The organism is Vibrio sp. 10N.286.51.E5 (assembly GCF_041469125.1).
Lineage (GTDB): Bacteria > Pseudomonadota > Gammaproteobacteria > Enterobacterales > Vibrionaceae > Vibrio > Vibrio crassostreae_C.
In genome coordinates this window covers 17,105-33,706 of the sequence record NZ_JBFRJZ010000015.1, presented here as the reverse complement: position 1 = coordinate 33,706, position 16,602 = coordinate 17,105, and the positions used below count along the sequence as shown (strand labels likewise).

General features: G+C 47.5%; 11 protein-coding genes. 3 read left to right on the top strand and 8 right to left on the bottom strand.

The features are described from left to right. Positions 1-159: 159 nt before the first annotated feature. The 3 genes from AB4161_RS05085 to AB4161_RS05075 form a co-directional block, all read right to left on the bottom strand. Complete coding sequence (locus AB4161_RS05085) at positions 160-1,464, bottom strand: carbohydrate porin (protein ID WP_372082928.1); 1,305 nt, start codon at positions 1,462-1,464, stop codon at positions 160-162. Between the two features lie 370 nt (positions 1,465-1,834). Continuing rightward, entirely contained in the window at positions 1,835-3,889 is a 2,055-nt protein-coding gene (locus AB4161_RS05080; protein ID WP_372082927.1) for a prolyl oligopeptidase family protein, read from the bottom strand. 11 nt (positions 3,890-3,900) lie between these two features. Continuing rightward, positions 3,901-4,818, bottom strand: a complete 918-nt coding sequence (locus AB4161_RS05075) for a LysR family transcriptional regulator (RefSeq protein WP_048611944.1) — start codon at positions 4,816-4,818, stop codon at positions 3,901-3,903. Positions 4,819-5,052: 234 nt separating this feature from the next. Between AB4161_RS05075 and AB4161_RS05070 the strand changes: the two genes are divergently transcribed. From AB4161_RS05070 to AB4161_RS05060, 3 genes are all read left to right on the top strand, one after another. Next, a complete protein-coding gene (locus AB4161_RS05070; protein WP_017061561.1) occupies positions 5,053-6,747 on the top strand; it encodes an L-lactate permease in 1,695 nt (564 codons plus the stop codon). A gap of 201 nt (positions 6,748-6,948) precedes the next feature. Beyond that, positions 6,949-8,088 carry an FMN-dependent L-lactate dehydrogenase LldD gene (gene lldD / locus AB4161_RS05065; RefSeq protein ID WP_372082926.1) on the top strand — a complete coding sequence of 380 codons (1,140 nt, stop codon included), beginning with the start codon at positions 6,949-6,951 and terminating at the stop codon, positions 8,086-8,088. 170 nt (positions 8,089-8,258) lie between these two features. Beyond that, the gene (locus AB4161_RS05060; RefSeq protein WP_372082925.1) at positions 8,259-11,114 is read left to right on the top strand and encodes an FAD-binding and (Fe-S)-binding domain-containing protein; all 2,856 of its coding nucleotides are present in this window, start codon (positions 8,259-8,261) and stop codon (positions 11,112-11,114) included. Between the two features lie 120 nt (positions 11,115-11,234). On the opposite strand, the gene AB4161_RS05055 is transcribed toward AB4161_RS05060, so the two are convergent. The 5 genes from AB4161_RS05055 to AB4161_RS05035 form a co-directional block, all read right to left on the bottom strand. Further along, complete coding sequence (locus tag AB4161_RS05055) at positions 11,235-11,477, bottom strand: hypothetical protein (RefSeq protein WP_017061558.1); 243 nt, start codon at positions 11,475-11,477, stop codon at positions 11,235-11,237. A gap of 152 nt (positions 11,478-11,629) precedes the next feature. Then, positions 11,630-13,366 carry an ABC transporter permease subunit gene (locus tag AB4161_RS05050; protein ID WP_372082924.1) on the bottom strand — a complete coding sequence of 579 codons (1,737 nt, stop codon included), beginning with the start codon at positions 13,364-13,366 and terminating at the stop codon, positions 11,630-11,632. A 4-nt stretch (positions 13,367-13,370) separates the two neighbouring features. Then, positions 13,371-14,882 (bottom strand): ABC transporter substrate-binding protein, encoded by a 1,512-nt coding sequence (locus tag AB4161_RS05045; protein WP_372082923.1) that lies wholly within the window; start codon positions 14,880-14,882, stop codon positions 13,371-13,373. Positions 14,883-14,930: 48 nt separating this feature from the next. Continuing rightward, positions 14,931-15,782, bottom strand: coding sequence for an ABC transporter ATP-binding protein (locus AB4161_RS05040; protein WP_372082922.1), 852 nt, complete (start codon positions 15,780-15,782; stop codon positions 14,931-14,933). Further along, a complete protein-coding gene (locus AB4161_RS05035) occupies positions 15,779-16,537 on the bottom strand; it encodes an ATP-binding cassette domain-containing protein (protein WP_372082921.1) in 759 nt (252 codons plus the stop codon). Before AB4161_RS05035 ends, AB4161_RS05040 begins: the two co-directional genes overlap by 4 nt. Positions 16,538-16,602: the final 65 nt, after the last annotated feature.

The window sequence follows — 16,602 nt, the reverse complement described above, 5'->3', positions numbered from 1 at the left end:
GAAAAAAAGGGCACAAAGAATGTGCCCAAGAATGGAGTTAATTGAAACGTGCCCTAATTAATCTGCCTTTAGGGCTAAAATGGACAGTCTTTACTACTTTTAAACACAGGCTCTTTGAAAATATGCCTAATTCAAAGAGCTGCTGTTGCTAGCTTGTGATTACCACCAAGCTTCAAACATCGCACCGAATGACAATGTATCTACATTACCATTGTCTTTTGGAGCGCCTTTTGTCTCTACATCACCCACAGTTGTGTAGAAGCGAAGCATTGGACGACTCCAAGGTAAGCCACCTAGAGAAACGTTCTGAGACAGAGTGACTTTCCACGCGTTCTCTTCACCGCCGTCATCGTAATCAACCATACCGTAGCCAGCTTCTAACCATGTAGAGTGAACATCATCCCATTGGTATTGTGGACGAACGATACCCGCGTATTCACTTTTGTCTAAATTTCTACCGGTGTCTGCATCTTCGTAGTCATCACCTGAAATGTCTTTGTAAGAAACAAGGTAATCTATGATGAACTGCTCACTGACAGCATAATTACCTTCAACACTCGCGTAAAAGACAGTCTTGTCGCCAGCGAGGTCAAACACAGAGTCATCCGCACCGTCACCATACTTAACAATCAACTTGTTAGACTCACCCAGCCCTAAAGTTGCACCTACTAGGTATGCTGTTTCATCACTGACCTTTGGCTCACCTACTACATCTGCTTCATCTGAAGCAAAGCCATAGTTCGCATATAGGTCTAGTTGGCCGATACCCGCATTAATAGAGTGCAACTTAGAAGTAATTGCGTATTTACCATTGTCATTTACGAGGCCGCCTTTCACTTGGCCAACAAAGCCCATGTCTAGCTTGGCACCGCCGAAATCTAGGTTGTTAAAACCAGCGCCTTGACCATCATGTGTCATCCAGAAGTAATCGTTCAAACCTTGTTGCGGACGTTGATGGAAGTCACGACCAGCCCACATGTACAGCTCAGGCTGGCTTTCAAATACATTGGTTACACCTGCGTACATTTTTTTCATGCTCAGGCCGCCGTCATCAGCCCAAGCGTCTGCTTCCCAGTGGTCAGCCATGAATACGATGTCCCAGATAGCGCCGTTGTCAGCTTGGAAAAGCTTAGCTAACTGAACCTCACCACCGTTGGCTTCGTTACCCAAGCGACCAACAGAGCGACCAGTTGAACCGATGTCTACGTAACGCTCATCACCGCTCTTGTAGTGAGCGCCGTAACGAGCATAACCAGAGAAGACGATGCCTTCTGGCACCTTAGTTTCTGCAGTTAGGACAGCGGGCTGTTGATCGTTAACATAATCAATATCCACAACTTTAGATTCTAACTCTTGAATTCGTTTTTCTAATGCTTCGATATCAGTATCAGCAGCAAAAGAAGAGAGTGAAGCAAGCGACGCCGCCACTGCGACTGTTATTGGCAAAAGCTTAAATTTTTGCATTGTAATTCCCTATTATTTTTTTGAGTTTTCATCGAACAGGGAAATATTAAGCAATGAAAGCGTTGAAAAGTTGGTCGCTGTTCACACTGATAAATCAGCCTAAATGCCATGAAACTTTTAGAATATCCATGACGAAAACTACTAATTTAAGATCAACAGGTTAGGATTAACATTGCGTGAAATATCAGCTTGAAATCGCTTTCATTTCATCAGTAATGGTGGCGGCTATCACGGAAAACAGTGTGTGAAAGTGAAGGAAATATGGTGCAGTTTTGATTGGTTTTCATATATATGAAAAGCCTCAATCTAAGGCAGATTTGAGGCTTTTTGGTCTGAGTAAAATAGCCCGTTATCTAGAATCAAGCATTCGCTAAAGTGAATCTAGAGACTCAATCCCCATATTGAACAGAGTAAATGCGTAGATATCGGCTGTGAGATCGATCGCTTTGCTGAGCGGCATTCCGGCGCCATGCCCTGCATTAACATCAATACGAACCATCACAGGCGCACCACCTTCATGCTTGTCTTGCAGCTCTGCAATGAACTTATAAGAGTGGGCAGGTACCACACGGTCATCGTGATCAGCGGTCGTAACAAGAGTCGCCGGATAATCAACGCCACGCACCACATTGTGAACGGGAGAATAGCCAAGTAAGTATTCAAACATCTCTTTGTTTTGTGCTGATGTGCCGTAGTCGTACGCCCAGCCTTCACCAGACGTGAATGTGTGGTAACGCAACATGTCCAACACACCAACCGCAGGCAAAGCCACTTGGAACAGCTCAGGCCTTTGTGTCATGCATGCCCCCACCAGCAAGCCACCATTAGACCCACCACGAATCGCTAGCTTGTCGCTACTGGTGTAGTTTTCTGCGATTAAGAACTCCGCAGCAGCAATGAAGTCGTCAAACACATTCTGCTTTTGCTGCTGAGTCCCAGCTTTGTGCCACGCCTTACCGTATTCACCGCCGCCACGCAAGTTAGGCACTGCATACACACCACCAAGTTCTAGCCAGCTGCCTACCGTACCTGAGAAAGAAGGCGTCAGACTGACATTAAAACCGCCATAGGCGTACAACATGGTTGGGTTACTACCGTCTAGTTTTAATCCCTTTTTGTAAGAGATAAGCATCGGAACCTGTGTACCATCTTTTGAGGTATAGAAGACCTGTTTAGACTCGAACTTGTCCGATTCAAACGGAGACTCAGAGCGCTGATAGATTTCTGAACTGCCAGTTTCGACATCGAATGAGAAAATCGTTGGTGGCGTGACATAGTTGGTAAAGGTGTAATAAAGCTGGGTTTGCTCTTTTTTACCACCTAAGCCACTGGCCGTTCCCAGCCCAGGCATGTGAAGTTCTCGAACTAAGTTACCTTGGTAATCCAGCTGATCGATTTTAGACACCACATCCACCATGTAGTGCGCAAACAAGTAACCACCACCAGTGCTGATGTCCAGTGGCTGTGGCTTCTCAGGGATGATATCAAGCCACTTTCCATCGCGAGTATCAAAGCTCACCACCTTGCCATTGGGTGCTTCTAAGTTGGTGTATAAGATGAAGACTTGGTCTTGGTTATCGATGAGGTAAGTGTCGCTATCAACATGGTCAATCAGCGTGTTCAACGATTGCGCCTCTGAATCTAAATCGATATAGAACAGTCTGTTACCTGATGTCGATTCTTTCCCAAGAATAATTAGGTAACGATCGTCTTCCGTGGTGTAGCCCGACACATAACGGTGTTGTTCAGCGTTGCTCTCACCAAAGATTACCTTGTCACTAGCTTGCTCTGTACCCAACTCATGGAAGTACAGCTTGTGTTGCTCAGTACGAGCAGAGAGTTCACTGCCGTCTGGCTTGTCATAGCTAGAGTAATAAAAGCCGCGATTACCCAACCAAGAAATACCAGTAAATTTAGCGTCAGTGATTTCGGCTTCAAGCTGCTGTTTAGTCTCGGTATCAATAACGAAGATCTTGCGCCAGTCGCTACCACCTTCAGAAATGCTGTACGCCACTAAGCTGTAGTCTTTAGAAAACGACACCGAGCCTAGAGATGTGGTGCCGTCTTCCGAGAAGGTATTCGGGTCTAAGAAGACTTCAACCTGCTGCCCCTCTTTCTGACGATAGAGAATACTGTGATTCTGCAGGCCATCGTTCTTATAGAAATAGGTGTAATCACCTCGCACAAACGGCTGCGAGCTCTTTTTGTAGTCTTGCGCTTTCGCCAATCGCTCTCGCAGTTCAGCGCGATACGGAATTTGAGCAAGGTAATCAAACGTGACCTCATTTTGACTCGCTACCCACTGCGCGGTCTCGTCACTTCTATCATCTTCTAACCAACGATACGGGTCTTCGATTATCTGGCCAAAATAGTCATCGCTGACGATCTGTTTGTTGGTGACTGGATACTCTTTTAGATAGCTCATCGTGATCCTTATTAAAAATAATGTGAAATCGTCAGGTAACGGGTTCTGATGTGTTCAATCAATAACTTAATCTTGTTCGGTGGCTGGCGCGTAAAGGGGTACACCGCATAAATACCCAGCTTTTTACCGACTAAATCAGGGAAGATGTCCACCAGCTGGCCGTTGCGAATATCATGATACACCAGACAACGTGGCACGTACGCCACACCATGGCCGCCCAACGCAGCTTTACGAAGTGCCGTGGCGTTATCGGTAGAAAATGAACCCGAGACACGCACTATGTATTTGTCGTTGTCAGTACATCCGTCTTTACTATGCAGGAACTGCCATTCACTGGCACCCGTTGTTTGATACGCGTATTGCAGACAGTTATGTTGCACTAAGTCTTTAGGTAGCATCGGCTTACCGTTCTTAGCGATATAAGACGGCGAAGCGCACACCACCCATTGTGAATCCAATATATGACGAGCAATGAGGCTTGAATCTTCCAAGTAGCCGGTTCGAATCACCAAATCGAGACCATCCTCAACCAAGTCGACAAAGCGATTATTCAGAGACATATCGACCGTTAAACCTGGGTGCATATTACAAAACTCGGCCACAGCGTCTGCGAGAATCAAATCTCCGGAGATAGTAGGCACTGACATTTTGATATGACCACTGACATTTTCACCAAAGCCTGAAACTGCGTCCATAGCCTCTTGAGCTGCCTGCTTCACATTTTTGGCCCCGTGTAACATTGCCTTGCCCGCCTCAGTCAAGGTCAATTTACGCGTGGTTCGATATAATAATTGCACGCCAATCTCTTCCTCTAAACGCGCAATTCTCTTACTAACTACCGAATTTGTAAGGTTATTTTGCTCTGCCACCTTACTGAAGCTGCCTAGTTCTACCACCTGTGAAAACAGGATCAAATCGTCTGCTCGCATCTGATTATGCCAATTTTGGAATTAATTATTTTCATTATTTCCCTATATCAATAAAAAATAAAGGGGTAAATTCACGCCAAATTAACAAAACAATTACAAAAACAGTCATTCCAATTACAAGATTCGCCTAAAGAAGGTTCCCGTTTAGAGGCCAAAGCGATTCAAATAATGACAAACCATAACGTGATCTTTACTTCAAACATGAACGTTTGAAAACAGTACGAGGAAGTACCCATGAGTGAAACTCTACTAGCCCTATTGGCATTTTCACCAATAGTTGTTGCAGCGATTCTGCTGGTTGGCCTTAACTGGCCTGCAAAAAAAGCGATGCCTGTGGCATTTGCCTTAACCGTTGCTATCGCCCTACTTGCTTGGGACATGTCTGGCACTCGCGTGCTGGCTTCTGTATTCCAAGGCTTCGGCATTACAGTGTCGGTTCTCTGGATTGTGTTCGGCGCCATCTTCTTATTAAACACTTTGAAACACACCGGAGCTATCACCACCATCCGCAACGGATTCACTGATATATCCGCTGACCGTCGTGTTCAAGCAATCATCATTGCTTGGTGTTTCGGTTCATTCATTGAGGGCGCATCTGGCTTCGGCACACCAGCTGCCATCGCTGCACCACTGCTGGTTGCTATCGGCTTCCCTGCGCTGGCTGCGGTACTGATGGGCATGATGATCCAATCTACGCCAGTGTCATTCGGCGCGGTTGGTACACCTATCATCGTTGGTGTGAACAAAGGATTGGACACGCACAACATCGGTGAAAGCCTGATTGCTCATGGCTCAACATGGGATGCTTATCTACAACAAATCACGTCAAGCGTTGCGCTAATTCATGCTTCTGTTGGTGTGATGATGCCTGTATTGATGGCAATGATGCTGACTCGCTTCTTCGGTAAGAACAAAAGCTGGACTGAAGGTTTAGATATCCTGCCGTTCGCACTGTTCGCAGGTGCTGCTTTCACTATTCCTTACGCACTAACAGGTGTTTTCCTAGGCGCTGAATTCCCATCACTGATTGGTGGTTTGGTTGGCCTTGCGATTGTGGTTACTGCAGCAAAACGTGGCTTCCTCGTACCAAAATCAAAATGGGATTTTGAGAGCGAAGACAAGTGGCCTGCAGAATGGCTAGGTTCTCTGAAAATCGACCTTGACGACAACAATCAAGGCCATAAGAAGATGAGCATGGCGATGGCATGGGCACCATACGTGCTGCTAGCGGTGACCTTGGTTGCGAGCCGCGTGAGCCCTGAATTCAAAGGCCTACTGAAGAGCGTTAGCCTATCGTTCAGCAACATCCTTGGTGAAACCGGTGTGAGCACTGCGATTCAGCCTCTGTATCTACCGGGCGGTATCTTGGTCTTCGTCGCGCTGGTTGCTGTTCTCATGCAATCTCGCAGCGCAACGCCACTGGCTAAAGCCTTCGGTGAATCGAGCAAGACTCTGATTGGCGCAGGCTTTGTGTTGGTGTTCACCATCCCAATGGTTCGTATCTTCATTAACTCTGGTGTGAACGGCGCAGATTTAGCAAGTATGCCCGTAACCACGGCAAACTTCGCAGCTGACCTCGTTGGTAGCGCATTCCCAGCATTGAGTGCAACGGTTGGTGCATTAGGTGCCTTCATTGCAGGTTCGAACACAGTTTCAAACATGATGTTCAGCCAGTTCCAATTCGAAGTAGCGCAGACTCTGACTATCTCTAGTGCGGTGGTTGTTGCTCTACAAGCCGTTGGTGCAGCAGCAGGTAACATGATTGCGATTCACAACGTGGTAGCGGCATCAGCAACTGTTGGTTTGCTAGGACGCGAAGGTGCAACCCTACGTAAGACAATCATTCCAACGTTCTACTACTTGGTGATGACAGGCATCATCGGCCTAGTGGTTATCTACGGATTCAAAATGACCGACGCACTTATGTAAACCATAAGTCGTTCAAAAGCACTTGGCGTTAATACTCAATTCCCCGACAGCGACACCGTCTAATAAGACAGTTGATGAGTTCCGGGATGGATACTAGAGCACATCAACACCCATGGGTATTAACGCCATTTTCCCGAATTAAAGCAGCCCAAACCAAGCTCTCAAAGAAGAGCAACATCCCAAGAATTTAGGACTGAAATTATGATCATATCCGCATCGACTGATTACCGCGCCGCAGCAAAAGCGAAATTACCACCGTTTCTTTTCCACTACATTGATGGTGGCTCTTACGGAGAACATACCCTACGTCGCAACACGGCTGACCTAGCTGAGATTGCGCTAAAACAACGCGTACTCAACGACATGTCGGACCTAAATTTGGAAACCGAACTATTTGGCGAGAAGCTAGCGATGCCAATCGCACTGGCGCCTGTTGGTTTAACGGGTATGTACGCAAGACGCGGTGAAGTACAAGCAGCAAAAGCCGCCGACAACAAAGGCATCCCTTTTACCATGTCGACCGTGTCGGTATGTCCGATTGAAGAAGTTGCACCTAAGATTGAACGCCCAATGTGGTTCCAACTTTACGTGTTAAAAGACCGTGGCTTCATGAAGAACGTTCTTGAACGCGCTAAAGCCGCTGGCGTCACAACATTGGTCTTCACCGTGGATATGCCCGTACCCGGCGCTCGCTACCGTGACATGCACTCAGGAATGAGTGGTCCAAATGCAGCAGTACGCCGCGTATTCCAATCTATGCGTCATCCTAGCTGGGCAGTTGATGTCGGCTTACTGGGTAAACCACACGACCTAGGCAACATCTCTACTTATCGTGGCTCTCCTACCAAGCTGGAAGACTACATCGGTTGGTTAGGTGATAACTTCGACCCGTCGATTTCATGGAAAGATCTAGAGTGGATTCGTGATTTCTGGGACGGTCCAATGGTCATCAAGGGCATTCTTGATGAAGAAGATGCAAAGGATGCGGTGAGATTTGGCGCAGACGGCATTGTGGTTTCAAACCACGGCGGCCGCCAGCTTGACGGCGTTCTATCAAGTGCCAAAGCGCTGCCTTCGATTGCTGATGCAGTTAAAGGCGACACCAAAATTCTGGTCGACTCTGGCATTCGTACTGGCTTGGATGTGGTTCGAATGATGGCATTGGGCGCAGACTGCACCTTGCTTGGCCGTTCTTTCGTTTACGCATTAGCAGCGCAAGGACAAGCCGGCGTTGAGAAGCTACTCGACCTTTACGACAAAGAGATGCGCGTTGCCATGACATTAACAGGCGCCAAGACAATCAAAGACTTAACTCGTGAATCTTTGGTGGGGCTAGATTAAGCGGCCACGATTCTGATTTAGGTTCAGACTAATGCTTTGGTCTACTTAGACTGAAGTTCAATCGGTGTCACAGCAATTCCACTGCCGTTGTGACACCGTTTAAGCACTGGAAAATAAAATAAAAAAAAAAAAGCAAATCAGTGCCAAATAAGAAGCACAAGGAAGCAAAGATGGAGACAAACACATCCCATGAGCGAGTAGTAGATCCACAAGCTTATAAGCAGCTTGAAGCGATACTGGCTCAAAGAATAGAAACAGAACGCATTGTCACACAAGAGGCAAAGCGCTTGGCTTACGGCACCGATGCGAGTTTCTATCGCTTGGTACCGAAAATGGTTCTAAGGCTGAAAAACTTAGATGAAGTGATATTCACTATTCAAAGCTGTCGCGAACTGGGGATTCATTTTACCTTTCGCGCCGCGGGCACCAGCCTTTCAGGGCAAGCGGTTTCAGACTCGGTGCTCATCACATTGACTGATGACTGGCGTGGCCACGAAATCGTCGACAACGGCAATCAGATCATCCTTCAACCGGGTGTGATTGGTGCTGATGCCAACAAATACCTTGCCCCTTTCCAACGTAAAATCGGCCCAGATCCAGCCTCTATCAATACCTGTAAAATCGGTGGTATTGCAGCGAATAATGCCAGTGGTATGTGTTGTGGTACCGCGCAAAACTCATACCGCACCGTTGAGAGCATGAAAATCGTATTGAGTGATGGCTCCCTGCTTGATACGGCTGATAACGCAAGCGTTGAGGCATTCAAGCAATCACATAAAGAACTGTTTGAAGGCATTGTTGAGTTACATAAACAAACAGCTTCAAATCAAGAACTGGCAGACAGAATCCGCCACAAGTACCGTCTTAAAAACACCACCGGCTACGCGCTCAATGCATTGGTCGATTACCACGATCCAATTGAGATCATAAAACACCTGATGATTGGCTCAGAAGGCACACTAGGCTTCATAGCCGAGATCACTTACAACACGGTGATTGAACACCCGAACAAAGCTTCAGCGCTATTGGTGTTTGCCGACATCGAGCAAGCAAGTAAAGCCGTAACTACATTATCCAAAACTCCGGTTGCAGCCGTTGAGTTGATGGACGGCAGGGCGCTACGTTCTGTCGCGGATAAACCGGGTATGCCTGCGTTTATGCCAAACCTAGATTTAGAAGCGGCGGCTATTTTGGTGGAATCACACGCCAGCTCCCAGCAGGACTTAGATTTACAATGTAAATCAATTTTGGATGCATTGGCTGATTACACGATTGTTGAATCGGTCCCTTTTACGTCCGATCCAAAGACTGTTGCAACCCTGTGGGGCATTCGAAAAGGCATGTTCCCAGCAGTTGGGGCCGTTCGTGAAGTTGGCACAACCGTTATCATCGAAGACGTGGCTTTCCCTGTTGAAAACCTGGCTAACGGTATTCGAGAGCTGCAAGAGTTGTTCGATAAATACGACTACAGCGAAGCGATCATTTTCGGCCACGCCCTCGAAGGCAACCTGCACTTTGTATTTACTCAAGGCTTCGACAGCCAAACAGAAATCGATCGCTACGGCGGTTTCATGGATGACGTTGCCGAACTGGTTGCAGTGAAATACCAAGGTTCTCTGAAAGCAGAGCATGGTACTGGCCGCAACATGGCGCCTTATGTGGAATTGGAATGGGGCAAAGATGGCTACGCCTTAATGCAACAGATCAAAGCACTGTTTGACCCAGAAAGACTGCTCAACCCTGGCGTTATCATCAACGACAATCCAAACTCCCACATCACAGACCTGAAGCCGATGCCTGCTGCCGATGATCTAGTCGACCGCTGTATTGAGTGTGGCTTCTGTGAACCTGTTTGCCCTTCTCGCACGCTGACTTTATCACCTCGCCAACGTATTGTTTTATATCGCGAGCTACAACGCCGCCGAGCAGCAGGCGAAGAGATAGAAGCCAGCGAGCTAGAGAAGACTTTTGAATACCAAGGCATTGATACTTGCGCTGCAACAGGCCTATGTGCGGAGCGTTGCCCCGTGGGCATCAACACTGGCGATTTAGTGAAGAAGCTTCGTATCGCCAAATATGAGAAGTTCACACCAATTGCTAAGTGGACAGCGGAGCACTTCTCAACCACCACCAAGCTGACCAAGGCTGGCCTCAAAACTAATCAAGTTGCGAATAAGGTTCTAGGCGCAAATACAGTTGGTAAGCTCACCAATGGCTTGCGCTCAATAACCAAAGGCGCGACACCAGTTTGGATGCCAGAGATGCCGCAATCCAATAGTCACTCGCTTGCCTCATCACCCGTGACGGCAGAATCTTCAAGCAATCATAAGAAGGTGGTTTACCTCCCTTCCTGTGCAAGTCGAACCATGGGGCAACAAAGCGATGCGGGCGACCAACGTCCTCTAACTGAAGTGACCATGTCTTTGCTCAACAAAGCGGGATTTGAGGTGATTCTTCCGAAGAAGCTAGATGACCAATGCTGTGGTATGCCTTACGACAGCAAAGGAATGACCGACTTAGCACAGTCGAAGGCTCAGCAGTTGGAAGAAGTGCTATGGCAAGCCAGTCGTCAGGGTGAATACCCAATATTGATGGATACCAGCCCATGTGCTAAACGCAGTATTGAACAGTTCACCAAGCCATTAGAGGTGTTAGAGCCAACAAGGTTTGTGAATCAATATTTGCTTGAACATCTGACGCTTGAGCCGCTACAAGAAACCGTGATGCTGCATGTCACGTGTAGCTCTCGTCGAATGGGCTTAGAAGGCGCGATGTTAAACCTTGCTAAAGCGTGTACCGAAGAGGTGATTGTTCCAGAGCATATTCAATGTTGTGGTTGGGCAGGTGACAAAGGCTTCACTACACCAGAGCTGAATGAGGCGGCGGTACACCCACTCAAGGAACAAGTGCCGAGCAACTGCACTCGTGGCTTTAGTAACAGCCGAACCTGTGAGATCGGTTTATCACACCACAGTGGCATTCCGTATCAATCAATCTTGTACTTGGTGGACGAAGTGGCGCAGTAGATCCACTCATACTGCGAGCAACGTGCTCTAGCTTAAAACGAAAAATGGCAGCCCAATCAGGCTGCCATTTGTTTATTCGATTTAAACGTATTACCGAGCTAGATATTGCTGAGCTAGCGGCTACTGAGCTAAGCGCACCAACTCTTCTGGCGAGTAGTGTTCTGCTTCTGCGCCTTTGGCGATTAAGTCGATCACTTGGAACTCGTTCATGTCACCAAACTCTTTGGTTAAGTAATCACGGAACGCTTTCTCGTTCGGCCATTTGCCTCGCACGATATAGCCATCTTCCTTATCGAAATCTTCCGTCTCAAAGAAAGAAAAGTCGGTCATACCAATATTGTGGCAATACAAAACGAGATACATGTTGAATCCTTTACACTTAACTAGGGCCTGTTTAACTTTCGAGCCGATCAAAAAGCGTCTCTAAAAAGCAGGGCTAAGGTTACAACATAAATGCTAAATCGAATACCCAATCGGATCGTCAATTTAGAAACCTCAGCGACCGGATCTTTACGTTAGTCATCAAACATCAAGTTAATGGCTGCACCCAACAAGATCAGCCCAACAATTGGCCCCATGACTGCTAATGGCGCGCGCTCAATGTATGGAAGGTTCTCTGCGATCATCAAACCCCATTCAGGTGTTGGTGGCTTTGCCCCTAATCCGATGAAGCTCAGCGAGGTCAGACTTAGAGTGATAACCGGTAGCCTCAACATCGCGTGTCTTAACAACGGTGGCAACACATACGGAAGCAAGTAGAAACGGAAGATTCTAAGCTTACTGGTGCCCCATAGTGGCGCGAGGTGTGTATAAGGTTGAGCCTTGGCTTCTACGATCAAGCTTGAGCAGTGTGCAGCTAGCGGCGCCCACGACACCAATACAATCGCGATTAATGCGCTGTTCGGATTCATCCCCGTTAAGCCTGCAACAAGCAAGCCTGCAATGATGTATGGGATACCCTTAGTGATCTCGATAAGGCCTTGGCTAAAGCGGGTGTTGAAACCCATGATGATGCCCGTCACCAAGCTCAAGAACGTTGCCAATATGCCGGCTTGGAAGGTCGCAATCATACCAGAACCAATTCTCGCCAGTAGGTCTCGACCAATGCCATCTGCGCCCAATGGAGCTTGCCAACTTGGATCCGCTAAGCGAGCAAATTGACTGGTATATGGGTCACGAAATGCTGCCCAAACTACGATAGTAATTAGGAACGAGAAGATCGCAAAAGCAGTGACACGCTTTGCGCGGTTCTGGGTAAAACGAAACGAAGAGTGGCTACTGATGAGCTTACCGCTTTTCAGGCTGTGGCCAAGAATCAATTGCTGAACAAACAAGCTCATGCTGCTCACGGCAATTGAAAATAGCAGCAACACCAATAAGCCGCCTTGCAGCGTTGGCAAGTCTTGCGCCTTAGCTGCGCCTAGAATCATGCGCCCGATACCCGGAATCGAGAAGATAAGCTCAACCGCGACCGCGCCACCAGTCAAACCAATCACGATCATCGCTATTTGTGGGATCAGGCTGCTCAGCGCTCTTTTCAGCGCAAAACGAATAATTTGGTTGGAGTGAACGTTGGCACTGAGCCAAGTGATCACCCAAGGTTCATTTAAAACGCGTTGTAAACTGTCTCTGAGTAGGCGGCTAAATAGGCCACTAGCAGGCAGTGCGAGCGCTAAACTCGGTAGCCATATGTCTTGCCAACTTTGCCAACCATACGGCGGCAGCCAACCTAACCAGATAGAGAACACCAGTATTAATACCGAGGCCACCACGTACTCTGGCAAGGATATTAATACGGTGCTTAAACTGCTGTAACTCTGCCCCAGCTTGCCCTTCTTCCAGCTACGCAAGGTGGCAAGTAAGCCTGCACCGCACAGCACGAAAGTCATCACCAGTGCGCTAGACATCAAAAACAGAGATGTAGACGCTGTTTTTTGAATACCTAGTGCAACCGAAGAACCATCAATCCATGATTCACCTAGATCACCTGAAAAAGCACTTCCTACCCAGTCGAGCAGGCGCTCAATAGCTGAACGGTCAAGCTGAAGATCAGCGCGTACCGCCGCTAAAGCTTCAGGCGTAAGCAGGTGTTGTTGCCCCGCCCTAGCCCGCAGAATAGATTGGCTTGGATCGATGCCTGCAATGTCAGGCATCAAACCAACAAGAATCACCACCACAATCAGTGAGGCGATTCTTGATAGCCAAGGCGTCAAGATAAATAGAGTTCGACGCAGAGTCTCAGCAGATAACATTTATTTAGTTAGCCTGTGTTGCCGGGTTAACTTGTGTCGTTTGATCAACCAAGCGACGTTCACTTGGGTCACGAACGACATTGCTTACACGCTCACTTTCACCTTGAATCACACGTTCGTGAAGCAGCGGGATAGCCGCGAAATCGTTAAGGATTTTTTGTTCAGCTTCGATGATCGCTTGCTGACGCAGCGCACCTAGCGGTTGTAGGTCAGCGTGATTCAGTGCTTTATCTACCTCTTGAGAACAGAACTGGCCAAGGTTGAATGAACCCTTACAACCAAAGTCGCTCATCATGTAAGCCACTGGGTCACCCGAATCTAGAACCGTTGCACGAGAAAGGATAAACGCGTCGAACTTACCAGATAGCGCATCGTTCTCGATCTGAGCGTATTCACGAATATCCAGCTCAACCTTGAAACCAGCCGCTTCAAGTTGTTGCTTCAGTAGCGCTGCCACTTCTGGAAGCTCTGCACGGTCGGTAAAGGTACCGATAACAATGCTTTCGCCGTTCGCTTTTAGCGTTTTGTCAACTGCCTGACCTTCAGGTCGAATTGGTTCAGCCCAAGCAAGTGCAGGACCTAATAGACCTTGTGCAATATCCGCGTGGTTCTCATAAACGGTATTCACGATTTGCTCTCGGTCCACCGCAGCCGCCGCAACCTTACGCAAGTTAATATCGCTGAATACGCCTGACTTGTTGTTTAGGTAAAGCGTATTGGTACGAGGCATCGCCACTTCATAAAGTAGGTTCGGATCAATGGTCGCGATTTGTGAAACGGGCACTGCTTCAACGACGTCAGCCGTGCCGGTTCTCAGTGCTGCAGCACGAGCAAAACCATTAGGAACGTATTCTGCAATTACAGATTCTACTTGCGCTTTTTGACCCCAGTAGCCGTCAAAACGTTTCAGTTTCGCGCTGGTTGTGCCGTTGATTTCAGTCAGCTCAAACGGGCCAGTACCTGCGCCAATTGGACTAACACGACCATCTTCTTGATAAGCACTTGCTGCTAGGATCGCTAATTGAGGGCTTGATAAACGGCTTGGTAGAAGAGGGTCATCAAAGCTGGTTTTGATCTCTACGCGGTAGTTGTCCATTGCTTTCACTTCTAGCTCTACGCCATCTAGGATGCGCGGCTTAGGTGCTGCTTCAAGCGCTTTTTGTAGAGAGTTCACTACAGAGTTTGCCGTTAATGTCGAACCATCATGGAATTTAACGCCTTGGCGAATCGTGAACTGCCAAGTCAGAGGATCAAGATGTTTCCAATCCGTTGCTAGCATAGGTTCTGCTTCTGAGGTTGGGCTCAGGTTAACCAGAGTTTCTGCTGTGCTCCAACGAGATAACTTAAAAGCGTCATCAGAAAGTGGCGATAAACCCGTTCTTGGTGGTTGCATCATCGCAACTCGAATTTCAGATTTTACTACGGCATCGCTAGACCCTGGTTGAGAGTCAAAACAGCCCGTCAAAGGCAGAGCCAACGCAAGCGTGCAAGCCAGTTTGATTGAATTAAAACGCATAATTATTTTTTCTCTGTAGCTGTATTTTTTTAATAAATAAGGTTGTGTTTAACAAGTAGATTTCGAAAGAGGCTGAGACTCGATCAGCATCTGAGTCGCAGGATGAGCAGGTTTACTCATCACTTGATCAGTCGGTCCGTGCTCCACCATTTCACCATGGTCGAGTACCAGTATTTCTTCACAAAGGGCTTTTGCGGCACCTAAATCGTGAGTAACCAAAATAAGGCGCATATCGCGCTTCTTTTTTAATGAATTAACCAAGTCCAACAACCTTTGGCGATTCACTGGGTCAAGGCTGGCAGTAGGTTCATCGGCCACCAGCACTGCGGGTCTAACGACAAGAGCCCGAGCAATAGCCACACGTTGAGCTTGACCTGTAGAAAGCTGATTAGGTTTCAGTAAGAGCAAGCTGGCAGGCAATCCAACGTCTGAAAGCGCCTCTTCAATGATGGCTTCATGATTACCCGAAACATCTAAGTTACTTAGAGGTTCGGCTAAGATCTGTCGAACGGTATAGTAAGGGTTGAGGCTAGTGTGGGGCTCTTGAGGCACCAATTGAATCAAGCGACACACCGTTGCTTGCGCTTTGCTATCGCGAATTGGGAGCGAATAACCGAACAAGTTTATTTGACCAACGGTTGGCGCTTTAAGGCCAAATAGCAGTTCAATTAACGTTGATTTACCGGCACCAGAACGCCCAACAATTGCTAGGCTTTTGTCTTCAACATTAAGGTCTATGTTCTGTAGCGCTTTGAACGCTTTACCACCCAACCAACTTGGTACGGAGTAGTAGTGAACACTCACATTGTCGAACTTAATCTCTATCGGTGTTTGTGTTTCTGAATCAGTCTCTGGCATTAATGGCGAGGCTTCTGAGTTTAGTGATAAGGTCGAGCTCATTCGATTAAGTCTCTCAATGAACAGCAGAAAGCGTGAGAGCTCGACTCAAGTGCATGTTTCGGTGCACCGTAAGCCACCACACCACCATCATCGATGACTAACAGCTTGTCACACGCCAACGCGCTATGCAGGTCATGGGTGATGAGTAAACCACCAATTTGACGCTGTTTAACATTGTGTCGAATCAGCTTAAGTATCTCTTGCTCTGTCACCGGATCTAACGCACTGGTTGGTTCATCGGCGATGATAATATCGGCGTTACTCAGCAAGCCAATCGCAATACACACACGTTGGCGTTGCCCACCCGAAATTTGGCTCGGGTACAACGGCAAGATGGTTTCTGGATTAGGAAAACCAAGTTGATTCAGCAACTCGGTAATTTGAATTTTTTCTTTTGATTTAAGCTTAGTGCGAGTTCCCGTCAAGGAAAGGCAGAGTTGACCTTCTATTGAAACCAGAGGGTTCAAAGCTTGAAGCGCATCTTGGAAGATAACTGCGGGGCGCTGTGTGGCAGTTCTTTGCAACATAGGCAAACCACATACCGCTTCACCAGACAGAGAAATATGACCTTCAACCTCGACCGTTTCTGGCAGAAAACCCGCAATCGCACGTGAAAGCATCGACTTACCAATGCCTGACGGTCCCATGATCGCCAACAGCTCACCTCGATAAACATCGAAGTGGATATCTTGGAAAAGGGTTCTCGAAGAGGTTTTGATCGTTAGGTGGTCAACAGACAAAAGTGGGGTGTTCACGCAGATACTCACATATAGATGTTATAACATAACAACTCTATCATTTAGCCGACATGATGAAAAGA

Excerpts from the sequence above, each read along its gene's own strand:
- AB4161_RS05085 (WP_372082928.1), bottom strand. The coding sequence starts at position 1,464 with ATGCAAAAATTTAAGCTTTTGCCAATAACAGTCGCAGTGGCGGCGTCG.
- AB4161_RS05080 (WP_372082927.1), bottom strand. The coding sequence starts at position 3,889 with ATGAGCTATCTAAAAGAGTATCCAGTCACCAACAAACAGATCGTCAGC.
- AB4161_RS05075 (WP_048611944.1), bottom strand. The coding sequence starts at position 4,818 with ATGCGAGCAGACGATTTGATCCTGTTTTCACAGGTGGTAGAACTAGGC.
- AB4161_RS05070 (WP_017061561.1), top strand. The coding sequence starts at position 5,053 with ATGAGTGAAACTCTACTAGCCCTATTGGCATTTTCACCAATAGTTGTT.
- lldD (WP_372082926.1), top strand. The coding sequence starts at position 6,949 with ATGATCATATCCGCATCGACTGATTACCGCGCCGCAGCAAAAGCGAAA.
- AB4161_RS05060 (WP_372082925.1), top strand. The coding sequence starts at position 8,259 with ATGGAGACAAACACATCCCATGAGCGAGTAGTAGATCCACAAGCTTAT.
- AB4161_RS05055 (WP_017061558.1), bottom strand. The coding sequence starts at position 11,477 with ATGTATCTCGTTTTGTATTGCCACAATATTGGTATGACCGACTTTTCT.
- AB4161_RS05050 (WP_372082924.1), bottom strand. The coding sequence starts at position 13,366 with ATGTTATCTGCTGAGACTCTGCGTCGAACTCTATTTATCTTGACGCCT.
- AB4161_RS05045 (WP_372082923.1), bottom strand. The coding sequence starts at position 14,882 with ATGCGTTTTAATTCAATCAAACTGGCTTGCACGCTTGCGTTGGCTCTG.
- AB4161_RS05040 (WP_372082922.1), bottom strand. The coding sequence starts at position 15,782 with ATGAGCTCGACCTTATCACTAAACTCAGAAGCCTCGCCATTAATGCCA.